Here is a 24,374-nt window from a genome sequence, read left to right as displayed (position 1 = left end):
CAGAAATCCGGGTCCGGGGAGGATCCGGCAACGACCAACCGAGGAGGAGAGACCATGACACTGACCATCCGCCGCCTTTTGGCAGGCACCGCACTGGCAACCGGACTGAGCGCCGGTCTGGCGCTTCCTGCGATGGCTGACGAGACCATCGACATCACCATCGTCAACGGCCACCCGCCGATCTTTCTGTGGGTCAAGCACCTGACGGAATCCTTCATCCCAGCCGTGGATGCGGCGCTTGAAGGCTCGGGCTATGCGATCAACTGGACCGAGGCCTACGGCGGCACGCTGGCCGGCGTCGGCGGCGAGCTGGAAGCCATCGAGAACGGTCTGGCCGAGATCGGTAGCGTGCCGACGGTGTTCATGCCCAACCAGTTGCCGTTGCAGAACGTCACCTACAACACGCCCTTTGGCCCCTCCAGCGCGCAGATGGTGATGAGCGCCATGGAAGTGCTCTATGACACCATCCCGGCGATGGGCGAGAGCTGGCATACCTATGATACCGAATACCTCGGCGGCGGCTTCGCGCTGGACAACTATATCCTCATGACCAATTTCCCGGTCACCTCGATTGACGATCTGGCTGGTCACCGCATTGCGGCCCCCGGGCCGGCGGTCAACTGGCTGGAAGGCACCGGCGCGGTCGGTGTCGCGGGCAACCTGACGACCTATTACAACGATCTGCAGACCGGGGTGTTTGACGGGGTGATCGTGTTCGCCACCGCCGCCGCCCCTGCCCGTCTGCAAGAGGTTGCGCCCTATGTGACCGTGACCGACTTTGGCGCGCAATCGGCGGGCGGCATCGTTGCCAACCAGACGTGGCTGGCCGACCAGCCGGAGGTTGTCCAGAACGCCCTGCGCGCCGGGGCTGCGGCCTATCAGGCTGGCTATCTGGAAGAGCAAAGCGCCCGCGTGACGGCCGCCATGGCAGCCATCGCACCGGATGCTGACCACCTTCACACGCTGGCCCCGGAAGAGCGCGCGCGCTGGGCCGCCGCTCTGCCCGACGTGGCTGGCACCTGGGCTGCTGCGACGGATGCGGCGGGCCTGCCTGCGACCGAGGTGCTGAACGCCTATGTCGCCACGCTGCAAGCCGCCGGGGCCGATCTGGGCCGCGACTGGTCGATGCGCTGATCGGGACGTTGATCCCTGCGGGCCGGGCGGGCGCTGTCCCCTCCGGCCCCTCTTCCCTCTGACGGAGCCCCTGCCATGGCCTCGCTCGACCAGCTTTCCACGGGCATCGCCCCGCTGGACGCCTTTTCCCGCCTCGTCGACCGGATCACCGCGCTGTTGTCCGTTCTGGGCACGCTGATGATTCTGGCCGTGATGCTGCTGATCGCCGCGGATGTAGTCGGTCGGTTCTTCTTTGACCGCCCTATTGCGGGCGTGCCCGAGATGGTCGCCATGTCCATCCTCGCCATCGTGTTCCTGCAGATCGCCAACACCACCGCGCAGGGCAAACTGACCCGTTCAGACGCGCTGCTGGGGGCCTTGCACCGCAACAACCCGCGTCTGGCTGAGGCCTTTGACGCGCTGTTGCATCTGGCCGGGGCGGTGCTGCTTTGCACGCTGGTATCGGCGTTTTATCCCCTGTTTCTGCGCTCGTACGGGCGAAATGAAATGGTCGGCACGGTCGGCCAGTTTCTGGCACCGATCTGGCCGGTGCATGGCATCGTTTTGCTGGGTGCCGCGATGATGGCGCTGGTCTTTGGCCTGCGCGCACTGGTGCTGGCAATCCGAGCCGTCAAAGGAGTCTCCGCATGAGCGGCGTCGAGATTGGTCTGTGGTCGCTGGCCGGTATTCTGGGCCTGATCTGGCTGGGCATGCATGTGTCCATCGCGCTGGCGCTGACCTCGTTCATCGGCATCTGGGTGCTGCGCGACAATGCGCAATACGCCGCCCGGATGATGTCGCTGGCCACGCGCGAGAGCATTTCAAGCTACCTGTTCGGCGTTGTGCCGCTGTTCGTGCTGATGGGTCTGGTGGTCAGCCGCGCCGATATTGGCCGCGATACCTTTGATGTCGCCAACCGCGCGCTGGGTCGGCTCAAGGGCGGGCTGGGCATGGCCACGGTCGGGGCGAATGCGATTTTCGCGGCGATTACCGGGATTTCCATCGCCTCGGCTGCCGTGTTCACCAAGGTCGCGGTGCCCGAGATGATGCGCATCGGCTATACCGCGCGCTTTGCCACCGGGGTGGTGGCGGGCTCGTCCGTGCTGGGCATGCTGATCCCGCCGTCGCTGCTGCTGATCCTGTATGGCATTCTGGCCGAGCAATCCGTCGGCCTGCTGTTTCTGGCGGGCATCGGGCCGGGTCTGGTGCTGGCGGTTGCCTATTGCATCGGCATCGCGCTGATGGTGCGCTACTGGCCCCGCTTCACCGGCACGCCGCGCCCGGTCCCGGCCAGCGTGCAGGAAGGCTCGCTGCTGGGCGATACCGCGTCCAAACTCTTCCCCATCGCCGCGCTGATCGGGCTGGTGCTGGGCGGTATCTATGGCGGCATCTTCACCCCGACCGAAGCGGGGGCCATCGGTGCCCTTGGCGCGATCGTCATCGCCGGGGTCAAACGCCGGATCGGGCCGCGCGTGCTGTGGCAGGTGACGCTGGAGACCGGGCATATCACCGCCTCGATCTGCTTTCTGATCATCGCCGCCACGATGTATTCGCGGTTTCTGTCGCTCAGCGGCCTGCCCGCCGCCGTCACCGAATGGGCCATCGCGCTGGAACTGGGCACGGTCGGTTTCGTGCTGATCTTCTGTGCCATCCTGATCGTGCTGGGCACCATTCTGGACAGCTCGTCGATCATGATGATCACCCTGCCGTTGGTCCTGCCCATCGCGCAGGCGATGCAGATCGACCTGATCTGGTTCGGCATCGTGACCGTGTTGGCCGTCGAGATCGGCCTTCTCACACCTCCCTTGGGCCTGTCGGTCTTTGTCATCAAGGGCGCGCTCGACGATGCGTCCATCCCCTTGGGCGATGTCTTCAAAGGCGCGCTGCCCTTTGCCGCGATCATGGTGCTGGTGCTGCTGGCGCTGATCGTCTTCCCCCTATGTCCACCGGACTGCTGTAAGGAGCCTGTATGCAGATCATCGACCTTTCCGTCGCACTCGAGTCCGGCATTGCCTCGGACCCGCCCGCGATGCTGCCGCAGATCAACTACATGAACCACCGCGAGACGCAGGCACAGATGACCGACTTTTTCCCCGGCATGTCCGCGCAGGATTTGCCGGACGGCGATGGCTGGGCGGTCGAAACGCTGGTGGTCAGCACGCATAACGGCACCCATCTGGACGCGCCCTATCACCACCATTCGACCATGGACCGCGCGCTGGTGCCGGGGGGCCGCCCGTCGATCACAATCGACGAAGTACCGCTGGACTGGTGCTTTCAGCCCGGCGTGAAGCTGGATTTCCGCCATTTCCCCGATGGGTATGTGGTCACGCCCGAGGATGTCGAGGCCGAGCTCAACCGCATCAATCACAGCCTCAGCCCGCTGGAGATCGTGGTGATCAACACCTCGGCCGGTGCGGCCTATGGACAGCCGGATTTCCTGCTCAAGGGCTGCGGCATGGGCAAGGCGGCAACGATGTACCTGCTGGAACGCGGCGTGCGCGTGACCGGCACCGATGCGTGGAGCTGGGACGCGCCCTTCTACCACACCGCGCAGCGCTACGCCGAAAGCCACGATCCCTCGATCATCTGGGAGGGGCATCGCGCCTCGATGGAGATCGGCTATTGCCACATGGAAAAGCTGGCCAATCTGGACCAGTTGCCTGCCACCGGGTTCAGGATTTCCTGCTTTCCGTTCAAGATCAAACGCGCCTCGGCCGGGTTCGTCCGCGCCGTCGCAATCATGGAGTGAGCATGGAAAAGGCAATCGTCCAGTTCGACGCCGCAGGCACCGCCTCGGGCAAGATGCGCAATGATCTGAGCGTCACCATGGTGCATCCCTTCGCCGAAGGGCCATGGGAAATGGCCACCGATGAGGGCGCGTTCCATGGCGGCGACGCCAGCGCGCCACCACCGCTGGCGCTGTTCGTCGGCGGGTTGACCGGCTGCATCATGACCCAGATCCGCGCTTTCGCCAAACGCATGGGCGTCACGCTGAGCGACCTCAAGGTCGAAACCCGCGTGCAATGGGACTGGCAGGCCAAGGGGCGCGTTTATGAGACCGCACCCAAGAGTTTTGAAATCGACGTGCTGATGGAAAGCCCCAACACACAAGCAGAGGTTGCAGCCCTGATCGAGGCCGCTAAGAAGGGGTGTTTCATCGAACAGACGCTGGGCCGGACCAATCCGATCCGCCACCGGCTGAAAACTGAAGGAGGCTGGGTAGATGTCTGACCCGATCCGTTTCGATACCCGCGTTGCCATTGTCACCGGTGCTGGCGGCGGCTTGGGCCGCGCGCATGCGCTGGCGCTGGCCGCGCGCGGCGCCAAGGTCGTGGTGAACGACGTGGGCAACGCGCAGTCCGTGGTCGACGAGATCCGCGCCGCCGGGGGCGAGGCGATGGCCAGCGCGGCCTCGGTCAGCGATGCCGATGCGGTGCAGGACATGGTCGCGCGGATCATCGCGCAGTGGGGCCGCATCGACATCCTGATCAACAACGCCGGCATCCTGCGCGACAAGAGCTTTGCCAAGACGCCCACCGACTTTTTCGAAGCGGTGATCGACGTGCATCTGCGCGGCGCATGGGTCTGCACGCAGGCGGTCTGGGAGATCATGCGCGCGCAGGGGTACGGGCGGGTGCTGATGACCACCTCGTCCTCGGGGCTGTATGGCAACTTCGGTCAGGCCAACTATTCCAGCGCCAAACTGGCGCTGGTCGGGCTGATGAACACGCTGGCGATCGAAGGCGAGAAAAGCGGCATCCGGGTGAACGCCCTTGCCCCCGCCGCGATGACGCAGATGACCGAAGCGCTGCTGCCTGCGGGCGCAGCCGACGCGCTGGGACCGGAAAAGGTCTCGCCTGCCGCACTGTTTCTGGTCAGCGAGGGCGCGCCGACGAAAACCATCCTGACGGCGGGCGCCGGCGTCATTGCCGTAGCGCGGATCGAAGAAACGCCGGGCCTTGCCCTGGGCGACGCGCCGGATGTCGATGACGTCGCCGCCGCCTGGGACGCCTTGCAGGCGCAACCGATCCACAATCCGGTGCGGGCCGCCTGGGAACAAACACAGAAATTCGTCGATATGGCGAAGGCCAAAGGGTGACGTGATGCGCAACCCCCTCGACGGTTTCACCGTCACCGCGCAGGATCTGTGGTACGTCGGCGAAGACCTGCAACGGCCCGAATGCATCCTTGCTGAACCCGACGGCTCTCTGTGGTCTGCCGATGCGCGCGGCGGGGTGGTGCATATCCGGCCCGATGGCACACAGGCACTGGTCGCGCAATCGCTGGACCAGCGCTTTGGCGGCACGCTGGACGAGGCGGATCGCTTCACCCAGGGCACCCTGCCCAACGGGTTGGCCTTTGATGTGGACGGCTCGATCCTGATCTCGAATTTCGGCACCGACCGGCTGGAACGCATGACCCGTGACGGGCGCACGACGGTGGTGCTGGATACGATCGACGGCACGGCCATTGGCAAGGTCAATTTCGTGCTGCGCGACAGTCAGGGGCGGATCTGGCTGACGATCTCGACCCGGATCACCAACTGGATGGCGGCGATCAGTCCCAAACTGAGCGACGGCTATGTCGCGGTGCTGGACAACGACGGCGCGCGGATCGTGGCCGACGGGTTCATGTTCACCAACGAGATCCGCTTCGATGCAGCCGAGGAATGGCTTTACGTGGTCGAGACCTCGGGCCGCCGGGTGACCCGCCTGCGGGTCGGTGAAGGTGCGACGGTGCTGGAGCGCGAAGTTTTCGGGCCTTCCGACACCGGCGGGTTCATCGACGGGATCGCCTTTGACAGCTTCGGCAACCTGTGGGGGACGCATGTCATGTCCGACCGGATCTTTGCCATCACGCCGCAAGGGGATTTCCGGGTGATTCTGGACGACGACAACCCCGGCCCGTCGGCGGCGCTGTACGAGGCCTTCGAGCGCGACGCCGTCACCCCCAACCACATGCTCGCCTGCGGTGGCCAGATCGCGCCGTGGTTCGCCTCGGTGACCTTCGGCGGGCCCGATCTGCAAACGCTCTACATCGGCTCGCTGCGCGGCACCCGCATTCCGGCGTTCCGCAGCCCGGTCGCGGGGCTGCCGATGGCGCATTGGCGGTAAGGGAGAAGCGGCGCTCAGGGGCATCGAGCCCCTTCGCGCCGCGCGGGGGCGCTGCCCCCCACCGGGCCGTTCCGGCCCGCCCCCCGGGATATTGAGAGAGCAAAGAGGGGCGTTAACGTCTGGTTAACCGCCCCTCATTTTCTGTCTCTAAATATCCTCAGGGGGGTGAATTCGCTGAAAGCGAAGAGGGGGCTGAAAGCCCCCTGCCCGGTCGCCCGCGGGCGAGACGCTGCAAAGCGTCTTGGCCAAGGGCGAAACCCGCCCGCGGCCCTGGTATCAGCCGATGCGGCCAGTGATATACGCCTCGGTCTGTTTGTCCCGCGGGTTGACGAAGATCTGTTCGGTGTCGCCGTATTCGATCAGTTTGCCGAGGTGGAAGAACGCCGTCTTCTGGCTGACCCGCGCCGCTTGTTGCATCGAGTGGGTCACGATGATGATCGTGTACTGCTCTTTGAGCTCGTGGATCAGATCCTCGACAATCGCCGTGGCAATAGGGTCCAGCGCCGAGCAGGGCTCGTCCATCAGGATTACTTCCGGTCCGGTCGCAATCGTGCGGGCGATGCACAGGCGCTGCTGCTGCCCACCCGAGAGCCCGGTGCCTGGCTGATCGAGACGGTCGGAGACCTCTTTCCAGAGCCCCGCCTTTTTCAGCGAGGATTCGACCAGCGCGTCGGTCTCGGCCTTGCTTTTCACCAGCCCGTGGATGCGCGGCCCGTACGCGATATTGTCATAGATCGACTTGGGGAACGGGTTCGGCTTCTGGAACACCATCCCCACGCGGGCGCGCAGTTCGACCACATCGAGCGAGGGATCGTAGATATCCTCGCTGTCGATGGTGATCTTGCCGCCGACGTGGCAGCCCTCGATCGTGTCGTTCATGCGGTTGAAGCAGCGCAGGAAGGTCGACTTGCCGCAGCCCGACGGGCCGATGAACGCGGTGACCGAGCGTTCTGGCACGTCGATGGACACATCGAAGATCGCCTGCTTCGCACCGTAATGCACCGTCACGTCGCGGGCCGAGATCCGGCTGTCGCGCGCGCCTACCGACGCCGGGGCGCTGGGGACGATGCGGTGGTTGCTGGCCATCGGCCGGGGGTCAGAGGTGGCGTCCATGTCATGCTTTCCTTTCAAGGCGGCTGCGCAGCCAGATCGCCAGAGCGTTCAGAAGGATCATCAGCGCCAGAAGCACGATGATCGCAGCAAAGGTGCGTTCTTCAAAGAAGTTACGGTTCTCGTTGCCCTGCCACAGATAGATCTGCACCGGCAGTGCCGCCGATTGCTCCAGTGGCGTAGCCGGGATGTTGGCCACAAAGGCGTTCATGCCGATCAGCAAGAGCGGTGCGGTTTCGCCCAGCGCCTGTGCCACACCCAGGATCGAGGCGGTCAGGATGCCCGGGAACGTCACCGGCAGCACATGGTGGAACACCATCTGCATGCGCGACGCGCCGATCCCCAATGCCGCCTGCCGAAGCGACGGCGGCACGGCGCGCAGGCTGGAGCGTGTAGCGATGATGATCGTCGGCAGGGTCATCAGCGTCAGCACCAGACCGCCGACCAGCGGGGCCGAGAGTGGCAGGTGGAAGATGTTGATGAACACCGCCGCCCCCAGCAGACCGAACACGATGGAGGGCACGGCCGCGAGGTTGTTGATGTTGACCTCGATCAGGTCGGTGATGCGGTTCTTGGGCGCGAATTCCTCAAGATAGATCGCGCTCGACACACCAATCGGCACTGACAGCAGGATCACCACCAGCATCATGTAGAGCGAGCCGACAAAGGCCCCCGCCAGACCGGCGCTTGCCGGTGACGAGCGGCTGTCGACATTGGTGAAGATATGCCAGGCAAAGGCCGGGTGGACCGCCCCTGTCTCCGTCAGCGCGTCAATCGCGTCGCGGGCCGGGCGGCTGAGTTGCTGGCGGTCATCGGGCAGGTCGCGGCTCAGCTTCCCCTTGGACCAGTTGTCGCCATCGGCCGAGAGCAGCATGCTGACGTTGCGCCGCTGCCCGATCAGGTCGGGGTTCGCCAGCACCATGTCGCGCAGCACAAAGCGGGTGCCGGTGTCGACGATGGACAGGGCCGAGCGGTCGTCGATCTCGACATCCACGCCTTGCATGGCCTGCGTAATCGACGCCGTGATCAGGCGGTTCCAGTTGACCATCGCCAACCGGCGCTGCCAGGCGAGCGAGGCCGCCTGAAAGTCGGCGTCGGACTGACCGGCTTCCTGCACCGGCGGGGCCGGGACGTTGATCACGTCGGGGTCGAAATAGACCTCGGTCTGCAGGTTGTACTGCCAGAAGGCGGGCAGACCATTGGACAGGATGTTGCCAAAGAGCACGGCGACAAAGGCCATGGCCGCCAGCACCGAGCCCAGCCCCAGCAGGCGGAAGCGGCTCTCGGCACGGTTGCGGCGGGTCAGCGACTGGCGGACCTGCGCGCGGCGCCGGGTGTTGGCGTCGAATTCAGTCTCGACACTGCTCATTCGTATTGCTCCCGGTATTTCCGAACGATGACAAGCGCGCCGATGTTCAGCATCAGGGTGATGACAAAGAGGGTCAGGCCCAGCGCAAAGGCGACAAGCGACTGCGGCGAGGCGAAATCGGCGTCGCCGGTCAGGGCGGTGACGATCGTCACGGTGAAGGTAGAGGTCGGCTCGGCCGGGTTGAAGCGCAGGATCGGCGCGTTACCGGCAGCCAGCACCACGATCATCGTCTCGCCGATTGCGCGGCTGACGGCCAGCAGGATGGCGCCTACGATCCCCGGCAGGGCGGCGGGCACGATGACCATGCGGATGGTCTCGGATTTGGTCGCCCCCAGCCCCAGCGAGCCGTCGCGCATGGTGCGCGGCACCTGCCGGATGATGTCGTCCGACAGCGAGCTGATGAAGGGGATGATCATGATCCCCATGACGATGCCTGCGGTCAGCGCCGACGTGGCGTTGATGCTCAGGCCAACCGCATCGCCCATTCCCGACAGGGCCGGGCCGACGGTCACAAGGGCGAAAAAGCCGTAAACGATGGTCGGGATCCCGGCCAGAACCTCGATCACCGGCTTGATCATGTTGCGCACGCGGGGCTGGGCGTATTGCGTCAGCCAGATCGCGCTCATCAACCCGATGGGCAGGGCCACCAGCATGGCAATCCCTGAGATCATCACGGTGCCCAAGAGCAGCGGCAGCATGCCGTACGAGCCGCTGGCTTCGTTCGAGGTGGTCGAATAGCCGGGGTTCCAGACGGTGCCGAAGAAGAAGTCGATCGGCGACACATAGGTGAAGAAGCGCAGCGTTTCGGAAACCAGCGAGACGACAATGCCCAGCGTGGTCAGGATGGCCACGATCGAGCAGAAGATCAGCAGCGCCTTGATGGCGGACTCGACATGGTTGCGCGCGCGAAGCCGGGCGGTCAGACGCCCGCGCGCCATCACCAGACCGGCGATGCCCACAAGCGCTCCTAGTGCGACGGCAGAGAGTTTCAGGATGGTGTTGAACCGGCCCAGGCTTTCACCCGCGCTGCGCTCCCACTCGGCCATGTCGCCGGCGACGCCGAAGCCCGAGGCAATGTTGCGCAACCGGGCGGCGGCTGCGGCATAGTCCGAGCCCGCAGCGACATCCGAGGGCATCAGGCTGGCCAGATACCATTCCTGCGCCTGCCCCGAGGTCAGGCCCCAGAGCGCGAGAATGAGAAGGAAGGGAACGACAGCCCAGAGGGCCAGCAAAGCTCCGTGGTACTGCGGCCGCGAGTGCAGGCGGGACTGCCCGGCCAACACGCGGCTGCGCGAATACCCTTGCCGGTAGGCGAAGGCCATCAAGGCCAGGACAAGGGCGGCGATCAGGACGCTGGTCATGCGCGCGGCTTCATCTTTGAGACAAGGACATGGCGCCCCGGGGATCGGGGCGCCACAGGGGATCAGGGCAGGTTATTGACCGACCGACACGCCGTTGGTGTAGGCTTCCAGCACGCCAGCGCGCTCGGCGTCGGGCATCGGGATCAGGCCAGCTTCTTCCAGACGACCACCAGCACCGGTCATCGCGTCCGACAGGAAGAACTCGACGTATTCGGTGATGCCGGGGATGACGCCGACGTGCTCGCCCTTCACGTAGAAGAACAGCGGGCGCGACACGGGGTATTCGCCCGAGGCAACGGTTTCCAGCGACGGGGTGACGCCGCTCATGGTGGCGACGCGCAGGGTGTCACGGTTCTGCTCGTAGAACGACAGGCCGAACACGCCGACGGTGTCACGGTCCGAGGCCAGACGGGCCAGCGTTTCGGTGTAGTCACCGGCGATTTCGATCACGTTGTCCTGACGCAGGGCGCCGCAGACTTCGTGGTCGGTGTCTTCGCCCAGAACGGCTTCACAGCCCGGGAAGATGACTTTCTCTTCAAACACTTCGCGCGTGCCGTGGTTCGAGGCGGGGATCGCCATCACGATGCGCTGGTGCGGCAGCTCGGGGTTGATTTCGTCCCACATGGTCGGCTGGGCAACGCCCTCGGGCATGGTCGCAGCGATGGCCATGTACACGTCGCGCGGCTCGAGCGCGAAGGCGTCGCCGTCGGCAGCCGAGGCAAAGACGATGCCGTCATAGCCAATGCGGATTTCGCGGATGTCGGTCACGCCGTTGGCGGCGCAGGTTTCGATTTCCGACGATTTGATCGCACGCGAGGCGTTGGCGATGTCGATGGTGCTCTCACCAACGCCGGTGCAGAACTGGCGCAGGCCGCCCGACGAACCACCCGACGCGACGACGGGGGTTTCAAATTCCGGGAAGATCTGGCCGAATTCTTCGGCGACGATCGAGGCGAAAGGCAGCACGGTTGACGAACCGGCGACCTGAATGTTGGTGCGGGTCTGCGCGGCCAGCGGCACGGCGGCCAGCAGGGCGCCGGTGGCGGCGACAATCGCGATACGGCTCGTGGTCTTGGCGAACATGGAGTTGCTCCTGGATCGGTTCGGGGTCCAGCCCCTACTCTTGAGGCTGTGCACCGGGTACGCCCGATACATGACGCTTCTGTCACGGCTTCATGACAGTTCCGTAACAGACCCCAAAGCGATCCCGCACCCAAGCGCAACTGCCGCGCGCGCCGTTGCGGTTAACATATTGTTAATCCATCAGTTCCGAGGGCCAGGGCGGGTTTGCCCCGGCCCGGCTGACGGTCACCGCCGCCGCCGATGCCCCACGCCGCAAAGCGTCACGAATCGTCGTCTCGTCCAGTTCCCTGAGTCGCGCGCGACTCAGGGCCGTGGCTTTTTGAAGGCTGTCGAGCACGCCGGCGTTGAACGTATCCCCCGCGCCGACGGTGTCCACCACGCTCACTTTGCGCGCAGGCTCGAACACCCGGCGCGTCTGTGTGATCGCCGTCGCGCCGACGCTGCCATCGGTCAGCAGCACCAGCGCCGTGCCGCCGTCCAGCAACCCCTGCACAAAGGCCTCGCGCCCGTCCGGGGCCAGCCAGTCCAGATCCTCAAGCGATAGCTTGACGATATCCGCGATCGCCAGCATCCGGCCCAGCCGCGCCCGATAGCCCGCCTCGTCGCGCACGAAGCCAGGGCGGATGTTGGGGTCGATCATCAGCACGCGCTTGCCCGCCTCGCGCTGCATCAGCGCTTCATAGGTCGCGCCACAAGGCTCGACCACCAGCGAGATGCCGCCAAAGAACAGCGCCTGTGCGGTCACGTTCGGCAGGTCGGCAACGCTCAACAGCCGCCCTGCCGTCCCTTCGTCATAGAACGCATAGCGCGCCTGCCCGTCGACCAGTTGCACGAAGGCCAGCGTACAGGGCCGGTCCGCCGTGACGCTCAGGCTGGTATCCACCCGCGCCTCGGCCAGCTTTGCACGCAGGATATCGCCCATGAAATCCGCGCTGAGCCCGGAAAAGAACCCGGTCGGCGCGCCCAGCCGCCCCAGCGCGATTGCAGTGTTGAACACGGCCCCGCCCGCATGGGGCGCAAAAGCGCCGCCGTCCACGGGCAACATGTCAATCAGCGCCTCGCCGCAACACAGGATCATCTGGTCCCCTCCCCGGTTTGATGCTTTGTCTTCGCGGGAAACGGGTGAGTCTGTCAATAAATAAATCACTCTGACTTATCTATTGACAGCCCCCGCCCCCTTCGCATGCTCAGCGACAGGAGACCCGCCGATGAACACCTCTCACGCGACCAATGCCGTCAGCATGCGCCAGTCCAATGGGCGTTTGCTGCTGACCCTGCTGCGCCGCCACGGCCCGCAACCCGGCGCCGCGCTGGCGCGGCTCAGCGGGCTGTCGGCACAGACCGCGTCGGTCATCCTGCGCGATCTGGAAGCCGAGGCGCTGCTGACCCGAGGCGAGCCGCAACGCGGGCGGGTGGGCCAGCCCTCGGTGCCGATGGCGCTGAACCCGGACGGGGCGTTCTTTCTGGGGCTCAAGATCGGCCGTCGCTCGAATGAAATGCTGCTGGTCGATTTCACCGGCCAGATAAGGGGTCGTCGCCTGCGCCGCCACGACTGGCCGACACCCGACGCCGCGCTGCGCTTTGGTCAACTTGCCGTCGACGAACTGATGGCCCAGCTTCCCGCCGCGCTGCAACCGCGCCTTGCCGGGCTGGGCATCGCCTGTCCGTTCCGGCTGTGGGACTGGCCGGGCGGCTCGGAACAGGCGATGGAGGCATGGCGCACCGCCGATCTGCGCCACGAATTTTCCGCCCTACTGCCCTATCCGGTGTTTCTGGAAAACGACGCCAGCGCCGCTTGCGAGGCCGAGCTGGTCTTCGGCAGGACCGCCCTGCCCGCCGACATCGCCTATGCCTATGTCGGCTTTTTTGCCGGTGGCGGGCTGGCACTGGACGGGCGGTTGCGCAGCGGGCCGCAGGGCAACGCCGGGGCGCTGGGATCGCTCAGTGTCCTCGACCGTGCGGGGCAGCCGCGCCAACTGATCGACCTCGCCTCGACCGTCGGACTTGAGAAGCGACTGCAGGATCACGGCCTGTCGCCAGATCTGCTGTGGGCATCGCCCGACGCTTGGGACGTGCCCGAGGCGCTGGTCGCTGACTGGCTGGCCGAGGCTGCGCAGGGGCTGGCGCAGGTGGCACTGACGGCCACAGCCCTGCTGGATATCGACGCGATGGTGATCGACGGCTGGATGCCCGCGCCCCTGCGAACCCGCCTGCTGGCCGCGACCGGGGCAGCGCTCAAAGCCCTGCCAGCGCCCGGGATCACCGCCCCGCGCCTGATCGAAGGCACGCTTGGCCCTGATGCCCGCGCGCTGGGAGCCGCCGCCCTGCCGCTGGCAGCACGGTTTCTCAGCGAGACCTGAAGCCGTTGCGGTCTTAGCCGCAGTCTTTGAAGTCTTTGTACATCAGCCGGGCAAGACTGAGTGCGACGCATTCGCTGGCAGGCACGGTGTCTTTGCTGAGCAAGATGTCGGCAAGGGAATGAAAACTGTCATCCGAATACGCGCCGATCTCTTCCGGTCCCGCATAGCCCATTGCCCATTCCGCAAAGGCACGCGCTTCGACCATATGGCTCCAGATCAGCGAGACACCGCTGTGGCGCAGGTCAGTCTTGATGCGCTCGTAGCAGTGCTCGACAACCTGCTTGCCGCCCTCCAGAACCTGAAAAAACAATTGATCGTGGTACATGAGAACGCCGGTAATCCCGTCGCGCTGGTTATTACGCACCGAGACGTCAAGAATATCATCCAGCATCAACGGGTCCAACGGTGTCAGCGATCGGCTGACATAGGCTAAATGGTGCACGTGAATAGCGCTGCTCCCAGCATCGATTTGTGAAACCGTTCTGTAAGACGGAAGGCCACCACCCTGTTTCAAGGGTTTACGCGTTCACACAAGGCCCGGGAAAGACAGATCCCGAGGCGGTCACAGCTTAAAAGCGCGCACGACAGATCCAAAGCCGAACCCCGGTGGACCCTGCAGCAGATGCTGAAAAATGCGCCAAACCGAACCCTTACCCAAGCGGCGCTAACATGAATAAAGCGGGGCTTGCCACCACAAACCGCACCCTACCGTGCGGAACCGTCACGGAATCCCGCGCGGCCGGAGAACGCCGTGACCTGCAGCCTGCAAACGCCGCTTAGCCGCCGATCACCACATCCGCCGGCTGTGACCGTTCGACCACGATACGCGCGTTGGGCAAGTCGTTCAGCCGGATCCAGTCCGCCGCGCCAGAACGCCCTTCCCAGCGCTGGATGAGCCGGGTTTCCAGCACGGACAGCGGCACGTCAAGCATCACCGTCAGATCCCAGAAACCGGCCAGCGCCGCCCAGGGGGGATCATCGAGCAACAGGTAATTGCCTTCGACCAGCACGATGCGCACATCCGGGGTGATCTCGCGGGCCGAACCTCGCGAGAGATCCAGCGCACGGTCGAACACCGGCACCAGAACCGAGGCCTCATCGGCCCGGACCCGCGCCAGATCGCGCGCCAGTCCCCCGACGTCAAAGGTCCAGGGCGCGCCTTTGCGGTCCCGATGCCCGCGCGACTCGAGCACAGCGTTATCAAGGTGATAGCCATCCATGGGCACCACGGCGGCCCGCGCGCCCAGCATCCGTGCAAGATCGTCGACCAGCGTCGATTTCCCGCTGGCTGGCGCCCCGGCCAGCGCGACGATCAGCCGCCCGCCCGACGCCGCCTGCCGCGCGTCGATCAGGGCGGCAAGCGCATCAGGCGCAGTCACAGCCATGCTCAGACCGCGGTTCCCGTCAGATAGCGCCGCAGCGCACCATCCAGAATTTCGCGCCACATCTGGCGATAGCGGGTGTTCTGATCTTCGGGCACCGGGCCAATGGCCTGATGCACCAGTTTCAGGCGGCAACCGCTGGGGCTGGGTTCAAGATCGAAATGCACGCGCCCGGCAACAACACCGCGCACGCCGAACCAGCCCTGAATGTAAATCCTGCGGTCCGGGTCAATGGCATCGACCACGCCCCAGATCACACCCGACCCACCGGGCCCCAGTTCCGTCAGCTTTGCACCGAGCTCGGGCTCAAGATGCATATGCCCGCCCTGTCCGGTCAGCCGCAGGCTGACTGGCCACCATGCGTCCAGCCCAATCGTCAGCGCCGCGAAAACCGCGGCAGCTGTTGCGACAAACTCATGGTCTTGCCGAATATCGAGTCCCGGCACGCCATGACCGATCATCTTTGTCTCCTCAAAATTGCCGTAGACAGGTCAGCCACGCAACTGAGACACTGGCCAAAAAAAGATAACCCAATGGACAGAACTAATTCTGAGGTAAACTCAGGGCCAAGACGCGTCAACCGTTCAATGGAGTCTTGGCTCAGAAGCCGGACACTTTCCGTACCAGCAAGCTGCCCCGCCGGACGAATTCGGACTGCCCCAGCAACCCTTGCGCAACCCTCTGCGGGGCCTTTTCGACCTGCGCCAGCAAGGCATCCGCGCGCCATGCGGCCAACAGCGCCGCGCGCGGCAACGGGCGCAGCGCAGGGCGCGCGGCCTTCAACCGTGTCCGCGCCTGCCGGGCAAGGGAGACAAGGCTCTCGGGGCGACCGTCGGGCAGAGGGTGGCGGCCTGCCGCCTCCAGCGCGGGGATTGCCAGCAGATAGTTGGCCAACCCCTGCGCCGTCCCCAGACGGCGCGCGGCATCGCTCTGCGGCCCGCCCAGCGCCTGAACCGAGGCCTCCATCAGCGCGCCCGCTGTGCCCTCAAGATAGCGCCACAGCGCCGCCTCATCCTCGAACGGGGCCGAGGTGCCGATCTCGGCCTCGCGCGCGTCGATCATGGCGTTGAGCGGCCCAACCGGCAGCCCGTCGCGGATCAGCACCTGCAGCGGGTCCGCCACCTCATGCGCCTTGGGCTCCTCAAGCGCCACCACGTCGCGCCAGAACTGCAGCCGCATCTGCGCAATGATCGCTTCGCGCGTGACCCACGGGGCGCGGGCCAGTTCCAGATTGAAGGCGTAAAGCACGAACAGCGGGCCACGCTGGGCCACAGGCGCCGCCATCGCGGCCAGAAAGCGGTCCGGATCGCCCCGGTCAACCAGAGCAGCGCAGGCATTGATCGCATCAGGTGTCATGCCCGCCGCATAGCGCGGCGGCGGGCCTTGCGCCAGCCCCGCGCGTCAGCTGCCGCGCAGGAAATCCACGATCCGCTGTGCGGTCTCGGGATCGTCCACCACCGACAGGTGACTGGCACCGGTCAGCGTATAGCGGCCCCGCTCGGTGATCGCACGGAAGGTGGGTTCGTAAGCCTCGGCGCGGAAGGCCTCATCCTGCGCGCCTGCGATCAGCAGAAAGGGCGGCAGTGCCGCGACATCCGCCTGCCAGTTGCGACGCGGTGCGAAGCTGGCGTTCAACCGGTAGGAATACGCCCGCGTGGCCGTCTGCCCTTGCGGGCCGTCCAACACGCTGGAAGGAAAGCGAAACTGGATCACCGGCAGCGCGTTCAGCGCCCGGATACGCACGGCGTTGAGCATCGTCAGCCCGATGATCCGCCGCGTCATCACGCGCGCCCACCCGCCCGACTCGGGCCGCGCGGTGGGCGCGTCGTATTGCACGAAGGGGGCCAGAAGCACCGCCCGGTCGATCAGCGCGCGATGCCCGCCCCCGGCAAAGCGGATCACCAGCCCCCCGCCCGAGGAATGGCCAAGCAGGACCACCTCCTGCCCCGATGCGGCCTCACGTGCGATCAGATCGGCCAGATCATCCTCGAACTGCCCGATATAATCGATGTCACCCCGTCGCTGCGGTGCCGGTCCGTGCCCGCGCAGATCCGGTGCAATCACGTCGAACCCTTGGGCAGACAGCGCCGCCCCCAGCCCGGCAAACTGTGCGCCATGCCAGCCCGAGCCGTGCACGGCGACGATCAGCGGCGCGCCCTCTTGTCCGGCGTCCCAGCGCCGGAACCCCAGCGACGCGCCGTCGCGCGCCACGTACTGGCGCAGGTCAGGCAACGCCGCCTGCTGCAAGACGCTGAAATCCAGCCCGCCGGTCTCGGCGTGCAGATCCGGCACCGGGCGGTCGCTCGCGATCAGGCCCAGCGCGAGCGCGCCCGTAATCGTGACACCAAGCGCAACAGAGACGGCAATTTTTCCGAGCACGCTCATTCTTCCTCCAATGCGAACAAGTCGTGTACGCTGACCGCCAGCACCTTCGCCAAGGTCAATGCCAGCGTGGTCGAGGGCACAAACACCCGGTTCTCGATGGTGTTGATGGTCTTGCGGCTGACCCCCGCCTCCTGCGCCAGCTGCGCCTGTGTCAGGCCCGCGCGGCGGCGGTAGTCGGCCAGATGGACGATCAGGCTCATCGCATCCTCAGATCATGCAGCACGAAAAGGCACAGGAACGAGGCCCCCATCAGGCACCCCATCGCCGCAACCGCGGCAGGCCAGACCACCTGTCCCGTTGCGCCCAGCACCGCAAACAGCGCAAAGATCGCCAGTGAAGCCCAATAGGCCTGCGCCGACGCGCGTCGCCAGACCAACCGGTACAGCTCGTCCTTCGAAGCCGTGGCGGCGGCGCGGCCCGCCGCCATGAACGCCACAGAGATCACCGCCGCTGCCAACAGCCCCAGCACCGAAGGCCAGTACCACGCCACGGGATCGGGCCGCCCAAGCACCAGCGCAGCCAGACCATAGGCCAGACAGCCTAAGCCGGTCAGACCCAGCGCCGTCGTCCGTATCGCCGCAATCGTTTCGGGCCGCATCGTGCCACCTCCATCAAGTAACCCAAGGGTTACATAGCGGCAGCAAGATGTCCCGTCAAGGTTACATTGCCGGCTCGATCCCGTCGCGGACCAGCTTCCACGTAATCGCATCCAGCAGCGCGCTGAACGACGCATCGACGATGTTGGCACTCACCCCCACCGTCGACCAGCGCCGGCCCTGCCCGTCCTCGCTGTCGATGATCACCCGCGTCACGGCCTCTATCCCGCCCTGCGTGATGCGCACCTTGAAGTCGACCAGCTTCATGTCGTCGATCGTGGCCTGATACGGCCCCAGATCCTTGCTCAGCGCCTTGTAAAGCGCGTTGACCGGGCCGCGGTCGGTGCTGGTCTCGTCAACACTCTCGCTGACCGACAGCACCTTGTGATCGCCGATCTTCACCACAACCACGGCTTCCGAGACGCTGACCATCTGATCATAGCGGTTCTTGCGCCGCTCGACCGTGACGCGGTAGCGTTTGACCTCGAAGAAGCTCGGCAACAGCCCCAGCTCTGCGCGCGCCAGCAGGTCGAAACTGGCCTGCGCGCTGTCATAGGCATAGCCCTGATCCTCGCGCGCCTTGACCGCGTCCAGAATGCGCGTCAGCCGGTCGTCGCCCTTGTCGATCTCGATCCCCGCCGATTGCAGCCGCGCCCGCAGGTTCGACTGCCCGGCCTGGTTCGACATCGGGATCACCCGCGCGTTGCCGACCAGCGCGGGCTCGATATGCTCATAGGTGGTCGGATCCTTCAGGATCGCACTGGCATGCAACCCGGCCTTATGCGCAAAGGCCGAGGCCCCCACATAGGGCGCCGAGCGCAACGGCACCCGGTTCAGGATATCGTCCAGCCTGCGCGAGATCTTCACCAGCCCGGCCATCGCCTCACGGGTGATCCCGGTCTCATAGCGGCTGGCATAGGGCTCCTTGAGCAGCAACGTCGGGATCAGGCTGGTCAGATTGGCATTCCCGCAGCGCTCGCCCAGCCCGTTCAGCGTGCCCTGAATCTGGCGCACCCCGGCATCGACGGCGGCCAGCGAGGCCGCCACGGCGCTGCCGGTGTCGTCATGGCAATGGATGCCCAGATGATCGCCCGGTATCCCCGCCGCGATCACCGCCGCGACGATCCCGCTCACCTCACCGGCCAGCGTCCCGCCATTGGTGTCGCACAACACCACCCAGCGCGCCCCGGCCTCATAGGCCGCCATCACGCAGGCCAGCGCGTAGTCGGGGTTGGCCTTGTAGCCGTCAAAGAAATGCTCGGCGTCGAACAAAGCCTCGCGACCCTGCGCCACCATATGCGCCACGGACTCGCGTATTGCCTCGATGTTCTCACCCAGCGCCACGCCCAGCGCGGTCGTCACATGGAAATCATGCGTCTTGCCCACCAGACACACCGCCGGCGTGCCCGCGTTCATCACCCCGGCCAGCACCTCGTCATTCGCCGCCGAGCGCCCGACCCGCTTGGTCATCCCGAAGGCGGTGAAAACCGCCTTGGTCTGCGGCCGCGCCTCGAAGAACTCACTGTCGGTCGGGTTCGCGCCGGGCCAGCCGCCCTCGATATAATCGACGCCCAAACCGTCCAGCGCCTTGGCGATCGCGACTTTCTCGGGCGTGGAGAACTGCACGCCCTGCGTCTGCTGCCCGTCGCGCAGCGTGGTGTCATACAGATAGAGTCGCTCGCGCTGTCCCCCGATGGGACGTGCGCCTGCCTCGTGCGATTTCAACGACATACCGCCCCCCGTTTACCTTTTCTTAACCCGCGCGCTTCATCTTGCCCGAAATACGCCACGGGGGTCCGGGGGTGTGAAACCCCCGGTTCCGACACCGCAACCCGCGCGCCGCTCACCGCAGCGCCCCCAGCTTGGCCGCATCGAAACCCGGCCCCGGCACCAGCTCGACCCCGGCCTTCGACATCCGCACCTCAACCCCGGCCTCGATCAGCGCGGCTTTCAGCGCGTCGACCGATGCGAAATCCTTGGTCGCCATGGCTTGGTCACGGAGCGCCGAGAGTCGCGCCCTCAGTTCGCTAACATGGTTTGCATCCACTCCATGCCCTTCGCAAAAGGTCATCGTGTGGCTACCAGAGACAAACTCATTGGTCGCCGACGTCGCAATGAAACCAGAAAATCGCTCGCGCAAGCTCGCCGGATCAAACCCCAATAATTTGAGCGCAGCAGTGAGAGCCCCCTCGTTTTGGTCCTTCAGGTACTTGCTCAACAAAGTGAGCGCGAGCGAGGTATTTAGATCGTTCGCAAGTGCGTCAACGAATTCTTTAGGCGGGTGCGCCCCCTGCCTGTCCATCCACGGCTTCTGCATCGGATCCATTGCAAGGAATTGCGCGATCTTGCGCAACATCGCCTCAGCCTCATCCCGCTTCTTTTCAGTCCAGTCCATCGGCTTGCGGTAATGGGTCATCAACATGACATATCGGATCACCTCGCCCGGCACGCCCTGCTCCAGCAGCTCGCGCACGGTGAAGAAATTGCCCAGAGATTTGGACATCTTCTTTCCCTCGACCAGCAGCATCTCGTTATGCATCCAGACCCGCGCGAAATCGGACCCCGGATGGGCGCAGCAGCTTTGGGCGATCTCGTTTTCGTGGTGCGGGAATTGCAGGTCGATGCCGCCGCCGTGGATGTCGAACGACGCGCCCAGCAGCTCGAAGCTCATCGCCGAGCACTCGATATGCCAGCCGGGACGGCCCCGGCCCCAGGGGCTCTCCCACCCCGGCAGCGAGGCGTCCGAGGGTTTCCACAGCACGAAATCCATCGCGTCGTGCTTGTAGGGCGCGACCTCGACCCGGGCACCGGCGATCATGTCATCGACCGAACGACCCGAGAGACGGCCATAGTCAGGATATGAGCGCACATCGAACAGGACGTGGCCCGAAACCTCGTACGCGTGGCCCTTGTCGATAAGCCCCTGAATCATCGCGATCATTTCGCCGATATACTCGGTCGCGCGCGGCTCTTGTGTCGGGCGCAGCGCGCCCAGCGCGTCCATATCGGCATGATACCAGCCGATGGTTTCCTCGGTCCGCTGGTGGATCAGCTCTTCCAACGTGCCCTCGGCCCCCGCCTCGTGCCGGGCCAGCGCGGTGGCGTTGATCTTGTCATCGGCGTCGGTGAAGTTGCGCACATACCGGACGTGCCCGTCGCCGTAGACATGGCGCAGCAGCCGGAACAGCGTGTCAAACACCACCACCGGCCTTGCGTTGCCCAGATGCGCGCGGTCATAGACCGTGGGGCCACAGACATACAGCCGCACATCGAGCGGATCGAACGGGGTGAACCCCTCTTTCGAGCGCGAGCGCGTGTTGTAAAGCCGGATCGCGGTCATGGTCTGTCCCTCTCCCAAGCCCAAGCTCATGCCAAATACACCCCTTGCGCGGGGTTAGCGACAGACCTTCCGGGTGGGGAAAGACAGCGCCCCGCGCGACCTTGCGGTCAGCGGGTAATGCAGCAGCAAATGAGGATGCGCAGCGTTGTCATGCGATTGCCCTAGCACTCCGGCCCTGCGCGCGCAAGCCAATCAGCGCAGCGCCTGCACCGTGACCGAGGCAGGAACGGCCGCGCGGCGCGCGTTCAGCACCTCGCGCCATGTCATCACCAGCCCCCCCGCGATGACAATCGACGCGCCCGTCAGGCTGACGGCATCGGGCCAGACGTCAAAGAACACGATGTCATAGACCGCAGCCCAGACCAGGGTGAGATAGAAGAACGGGGCGACAAAGCTGGCATCGACCAGCCGGTTTGCGCCCAGAAGCAGAATTTGGGCCGTGACCATGACGACGCCCATGCCGATCAGCCCGGCCCAGACCGTCGCGCCCTGCGGCCAGACAAAGACCGTCAGCGCAACAACCGAGGACAGCACCGCGCCCATGGCGTTGTTGATCAGCATGGTGCGCCCCGGCGGCTCGGACGTCGCCAGCCGTTTGATGACAATCGCCTCGATCCCCATCGCGACCGCCGCCCCCACTGCCAGCAGCGCGGCGGGCTGAATCACGCCTGCGCCCGGCCGCAGCAGCACCAGCGCCCCCAGCATGGCGATCACCGCCGCGCCCCAGCGCCATGGGCCGACCCGCTCGCCCAGCAGGAGCATGGCGAAGAGCATGGTGGCGACGGGACTGGTAAAGCTGAGCGCGTTCACATCGGCCAGCGGCAGTTGCGCCGCCGCCGCGAACATCAGCCCGCCGCCGGTCCAGCCCAGCAGGGTGCGCAGCGCGTGGCGGGTCCAGTTGGGCTTGGGGGTCTGCGGGCTTTGCACCCAGGCCTTGCGCCCTGAGGCAAGGCGCAGCGACAACACCACGGCCACGGCCAGAAACCCGAAGACAAAGCGCGCCTGACTGACCATCAGCGGGTGGATCACCGTGCCAAGCGCCCCGCTGCCCAGCGCCTTGGCGATCAGCGAGGTGCCCGCGACAAGCATCGTGCAGCCCAGCATCGAGACGACGGCAATCAGGATGGTCGAGCGCATAGGCGGGGGTTCCGGTCTTGTTCCGGGCGAGCCTAGACGCTTCACAGGCGAAAGAAAAGATCGCCCCTTCGGCCCGCTGCACCGGGTCTTTCAGGGCAACGCCGCGCCCGTCACGTGGTGGGGCACCCGACAATCGCCGCCGATTTGATCTCAATCAAGGTAAGCGCACCGAAAAAACGTGACCCTGCCCCGTATCAATCAGTACCCCCAGTAACCCGGAGAGCCCATGCGCCTGACAACCCGAACCAACCTCGCCCTGCGCACGCTGATGGTTTGCGCGGTCAATCCGGACCGGATCGTGCGCAAGAGCGATGTCGCCGCTGTCATCAATGGTTCAGAGAACCATCTGGCGCAGGTGGTCAATCAACTGGGGCAATCGGGCTATATCACCACGCTGCGCGGTCGCCATGGCGGCTTCATGCTGGCCCGGCCAGCGCGCGAGATCAGCGTGGGGGCGGTGTTTCGCACCTTCGAATCCGATCTGCCGTTCATCGAATGCATGGCCAAGGACAACACCTGTCCGCTCAAGGGTGTGTGCCGGATGGCGGGCCATCTGGCCAACGCGGTCGAGGCTTTCTATGCCACGCTGGACCCGCTGACGGTGGGGGAACTGGTGGAATGCAATGAGGGTCTGGAATCGATCCTGGCGCTGAACTCGATTGCGCGCGGGGCGTCGCTGGCGCGCTGCGAAAAGGCCAAGACCGTCGCAGCCTAGAAGGTGATGCTGAGCCGGTCGCGCATGATCTCGATGCGCGAGAACCGCTCAAGATAGCCCATGCCCAGCAAGGACGCATGCAGCGCGCCCTCATTGACCAGCGCACGCACTTGCCGGGCGGTGTGCCCTTCCAGCGTGACCTGCCGCAAGGTGACCTGCGCCGTGCGCGTGATGCCATTGGCAGTGCTGGCCGTGCCCAGATACTGCAGATCGTCGGCGTCAAAGCCCAGCTTGGCGGCGTCCTGCTGGGTGAGGACCATCTCGGTCGCGCCGGTGTCGATGATGAAACGCACCGGTTGCACGCGGCCATCGGGCCCGGTGATGTCCAGCGTCAGATGATACTGCCCGTCATGGCTGCGGCGCAGGATCAACCCCTCGCCGTCGGCGGATTGCACGGCTGCGGTGGTGTACTGGAAGTTGTCCCACAGCCCATAGGCCGCCACGGCACCGGTGAAGATCAGCGCCCAGAGCAGAAGGTGACGCACCACCGTCAGGATGCGTCCGCGTGTGGCGACCAGCATGTAGCTGATCAGAACCGCGCCAAGGATCGTCAGATAGACGAGCCGGGCGATCTGATCATCACTGAGTTGCTCGAAACTGGGCATCTACATGTCCTTGGGGTTCGCTCAATGTAGGCCAGTGATGGGCCTGCGCCAAGGGATACCGGCTGTCACGCCTGCGTCAGATGATCCCCGCCGCCCGGGCGCCGTTCAGGATAAACTGCACCGACAGCGCCGCCAGCAGCATGCCCAGCAGGCGGGTGATCACCATCTCGCCGGTACGGCCGAGCAGACGCTCGATCGGCGGGGCGAGCAGGAAAAAGACAAAGGCCGAGCCGGCGACGGCCAGCATCACGCCCAAAAGCGCCGCTGCCCCGCCCCAGCCGGTGGTCTGGTTCATCAACAAGATCATCGAGGTCATCGCCCCCGGCCCCGCGATCAGGGGCATGGCCAGCGGAAACACCGACGGGTCGGGCGCGTCCTGCGTCGCGTGCCCCTCTCTCCGCGGCTGGCGGCGGTCGAACAGCATGTCCAGCGCGGTCAGGAACAACAGCACCCCGCCCGAGATCTGGAACGCGGGCATGGTGATGCCGATGGTCGTCAGGATGCTTTCGCCCGCCAGCCCGAAGAGCGTCAGCAGGGCCGCCGCGATCAGGCAGGCCCGCAACCCCACGGCGCGGCGATTCTGTGCGGTCATGCCGGCGGTCAGCGGAATGAACAGCGGGGCCAGCCCGATCGGATCAATGATCACGAACAGGGTGACAAAGGCCGAGGTGAGAAACGCGAGATCAAGCATGATCAGAGGC

The 24,374-nt window shown here is 65.3% G+C and carries 26 protein-coding genes; 9 read left to right on the top strand and 17 right to left on the bottom strand.

Annotation, left to right across the window (positions count from 1 at the left end):
* The first annotated feature begins 54 nt into the window (after positions 1-54).
* The 7 genes from OKW52_RS10860 (at position 55) to OKW52_RS10830 (ending at position 6,230) form a co-directional block, all read left to right on the top strand.
* Positions 55-1,134, top strand: a complete 1,080-nt coding sequence (locus tag OKW52_RS10860; RefSeq protein ID WP_264505719.1) for a C4-dicarboxylate TRAP transporter substrate-binding protein — start codon at positions 55-57, stop codon at positions 1,132-1,134.
* A gap of 75 nt (positions 1,135-1,209) precedes the next feature.
* Complete coding sequence (locus OKW52_RS10855) at positions 1,210-1,764, top strand: TRAP transporter small permease subunit (RefSeq protein ID WP_264505718.1); 555 nt, start codon at positions 1,210-1,212, stop codon at positions 1,762-1,764.
* Complete coding sequence (locus tag OKW52_RS10850; protein WP_264505717.1) at positions 1,761-3,167, top strand: TRAP transporter large permease; 1,407 nt, start codon at positions 1,761-1,763, stop codon at positions 3,165-3,167. The genes OKW52_RS10855 and OKW52_RS10850 overlap by 4 nt, the downstream gene beginning before the upstream one ends.
* Positions 3,083-3,865: a cyclase family protein gene (locus OKW52_RS10845; protein ID WP_264505716.1), complete on the top strand. Its 783-nt coding sequence runs from the start codon at positions 3,083-3,085 to the stop codon at positions 3,863-3,865. Before OKW52_RS10850 ends, OKW52_RS10845 begins: the two co-directional genes overlap by 85 nt.
* A 2-nt stretch (positions 3,866-3,867) precedes the next feature.
* The gene (locus OKW52_RS10840; RefSeq protein ID WP_264505715.1) at positions 3,868-4,347 is read left to right on the top strand and encodes an OsmC family protein; all 480 of its coding nucleotides are present in this window, start codon (positions 3,868-3,870) and stop codon (positions 4,345-4,347) included.
* Positions 4,340-5,215: an SDR family NAD(P)-dependent oxidoreductase gene (locus OKW52_RS10835; RefSeq protein ID WP_264505714.1), complete on the top strand. Its 876-nt coding sequence runs from the start codon at positions 4,340-4,342 to the stop codon at positions 5,213-5,215. The genes OKW52_RS10840 and OKW52_RS10835 overlap by 8 nt, the downstream gene beginning before the upstream one ends.
* Before the next feature lie 4 nt (positions 5,216-5,219).
* Entirely contained in the window at positions 5,220-6,230 is a 1,011-nt protein-coding gene (locus tag OKW52_RS10830; RefSeq protein WP_264505713.1) for an SMP-30/gluconolactonase/LRE family protein, read from the top strand.
* A gap of 276 nt (positions 6,231-6,506) precedes the next feature.
* On the opposite strand, the gene pstB is transcribed toward OKW52_RS10830, so the two are convergent.
* The 5 genes from pstB to OKW52_RS10805 form a co-directional block, all read right to left on the bottom strand.
* Complete coding sequence (gene pstB / locus OKW52_RS10825; protein WP_264507692.1) at positions 6,507-7,316, bottom strand: phosphate ABC transporter ATP-binding protein PstB; 810 nt, start codon at positions 7,314-7,316, stop codon at positions 6,507-6,509.
* A 28-nt stretch (positions 7,317-7,344) separates the two neighbouring features.
* Positions 7,345-8,709, bottom strand: a complete 1,365-nt coding sequence (gene pstA / locus OKW52_RS10820) for a phosphate ABC transporter permease PstA (protein WP_264505712.1) — start codon at positions 8,707-8,709, stop codon at positions 7,345-7,347.
* Positions 8,706-10,070: a phosphate ABC transporter permease subunit PstC gene (gene pstC, locus OKW52_RS10815; protein WP_264505711.1), complete on the bottom strand. Its 1,365-nt coding sequence runs from the start codon at positions 10,068-10,070 to the stop codon at positions 8,706-8,708. The genes pstA and pstC overlap by 4 nt, the downstream gene beginning before the upstream one ends.
* A 72-nt stretch (positions 10,071-10,142) precedes the next feature.
* Positions 10,143-11,153 (bottom strand): PstS family phosphate ABC transporter substrate-binding protein, encoded by a 1,011-nt coding sequence (locus OKW52_RS10810; protein WP_264505710.1) that lies wholly within the window; start codon positions 11,151-11,153, stop codon positions 10,143-10,145.
* 172 nt (positions 11,154-11,325) lie between these two features.
* Positions 11,326-12,231, bottom strand: a complete 906-nt coding sequence (locus tag OKW52_RS10805) for a carbohydrate kinase family protein (RefSeq protein ID WP_264505709.1) — start codon at positions 12,229-12,231, stop codon at positions 11,326-11,328.
* A 130-nt stretch (positions 12,232-12,361) separates the two neighbouring features.
* Here OKW52_RS10805 and OKW52_RS10800 point away from each other — a divergent pair, with 130 nt between their 5' ends.
* Entirely contained in the window at positions 12,362-13,513 is a 1,152-nt protein-coding gene (locus tag OKW52_RS10800) for an ROK family protein (RefSeq protein WP_264505708.1), read from the top strand.
* A 13-nt stretch (positions 13,514-13,526) separates the two neighbouring features.
* Here OKW52_RS10800 and OKW52_RS10795 read toward each other — a convergent pair whose 3' ends face one another.
* The 10 genes from OKW52_RS10795 to OKW52_RS10750 all read right to left on the bottom strand — a co-directional run bounded on the left by OKW52_RS10795 (position 13,527) and on the right by OKW52_RS10750 (position 22,353).
* A complete protein-coding gene (locus OKW52_RS10795; protein WP_264505707.1) occupies positions 13,527-13,955 on the bottom strand; it encodes a BLUF domain-containing protein in 429 nt (142 codons plus the stop codon).
* A 334-nt stretch (positions 13,956-14,289) separates the two neighbouring features.
* On the bottom strand, positions 14,290-14,898 hold the full coding sequence (locus OKW52_RS10790; protein ID WP_406622239.1) for a nucleoside/nucleotide kinase family protein: 609 nt from the start codon (positions 14,896-14,898) through the stop codon (positions 14,290-14,292).
* A 2-nt stretch (positions 14,899-14,900) separates the two neighbouring features.
* Positions 14,901-15,356, bottom strand: coding sequence for an SRPBCC family protein (locus OKW52_RS10785; RefSeq protein WP_264505705.1), 456 nt, complete (start codon positions 15,354-15,356; stop codon positions 14,901-14,903).
* Between the two features lie 139 nt (positions 15,357-15,495).
* Entirely contained in the window at positions 15,496-16,251 is a 756-nt protein-coding gene (locus tag OKW52_RS10780; protein WP_264505704.1) for a squalene/phytoene synthase family protein, read from the bottom strand.
* A 45-nt stretch (positions 16,252-16,296) separates the two neighbouring features.
* A complete protein-coding gene (locus OKW52_RS10775) occupies positions 16,297-17,280 on the bottom strand; it encodes an alpha/beta hydrolase (protein WP_264505703.1) in 984 nt (327 codons plus the stop codon).
* The gene (locus tag OKW52_RS10770; protein WP_264505702.1) at positions 17,277-17,480 is read right to left on the bottom strand and encodes a helix-turn-helix transcriptional regulator; all 204 of its coding nucleotides are present in this window, start codon (positions 17,478-17,480) and stop codon (positions 17,277-17,279) included. The genes OKW52_RS10775 and OKW52_RS10770 overlap by 4 nt, the downstream gene beginning before the upstream one ends.
* On the bottom strand, positions 17,477-17,878 hold the full coding sequence (locus tag OKW52_RS10765; protein WP_264505701.1) for a hypothetical protein: 402 nt from the start codon (positions 17,876-17,878) through the stop codon (positions 17,477-17,479). Before OKW52_RS10765 ends, OKW52_RS10770 begins: the two co-directional genes overlap by 4 nt.
* Before the next feature lie 61 nt (positions 17,879-17,939).
* Positions 17,940-19,607: a citramalate synthase gene (gene cimA, locus OKW52_RS10760; protein ID WP_264505700.1), complete on the bottom strand. Its 1,668-nt coding sequence runs from the start codon at positions 19,605-19,607 to the stop codon at positions 17,940-17,942.
* A 112-nt stretch (positions 19,608-19,719) separates the two neighbouring features.
* Entirely contained in the window at positions 19,720-21,216 is a 1,497-nt protein-coding gene (gene cysS, locus OKW52_RS10755) for a cysteine--tRNA ligase (protein ID WP_264505699.1), read from the bottom strand.
* A gap of 192 nt (positions 21,217-21,408) precedes the next feature.
* Entirely contained in the window at positions 21,409-22,353 is a 945-nt protein-coding gene (locus OKW52_RS10750; RefSeq protein ID WP_264505698.1) for a DMT family transporter, read from the bottom strand.
* A gap of 226 nt (positions 22,354-22,579) precedes the next feature.
* Here OKW52_RS10750 and OKW52_RS10745 point away from each other — a divergent pair, with 226 nt between their 5' ends.
* The gene (locus tag OKW52_RS10745; RefSeq protein WP_264505697.1) at positions 22,580-23,068 is read left to right on the top strand and encodes an RrF2 family transcriptional regulator; all 489 of its coding nucleotides are present in this window, start codon (positions 22,580-22,582) and stop codon (positions 23,066-23,068) included.
* Here the strand turns inward: OKW52_RS10745 and OKW52_RS10740 are convergent.
* Entirely contained in the window at positions 23,065-23,673 is a 609-nt protein-coding gene (locus OKW52_RS10740; RefSeq protein WP_264505696.1) for a retropepsin-like aspartic protease family protein, read from the bottom strand. The two genes, OKW52_RS10745 and OKW52_RS10740, sit on opposite strands and share 4 nt — an antisense overlap.
* A gap of 76 nt (positions 23,674-23,749) precedes the next feature.
* Entirely contained in the window at positions 23,750-24,364 is a 615-nt protein-coding gene (locus OKW52_RS10735; protein WP_264505695.1) for a MarC family protein, read from the bottom strand.
* Positions 24,365-24,374 lie beyond the last annotated feature (10 nt).

This window comes from Pararhodobacter zhoushanensis (genome assembly GCF_025949695.1).
GTDB classification, from domain to species: domain Bacteria; phylum Pseudomonadota; class Alphaproteobacteria; order Rhodobacterales; family Rhodobacteraceae; genus Pararhodobacter; species Pararhodobacter zhoushanensis_A.
This window is presented reverse-complemented; position numbering and strand designations above follow the sequence as displayed.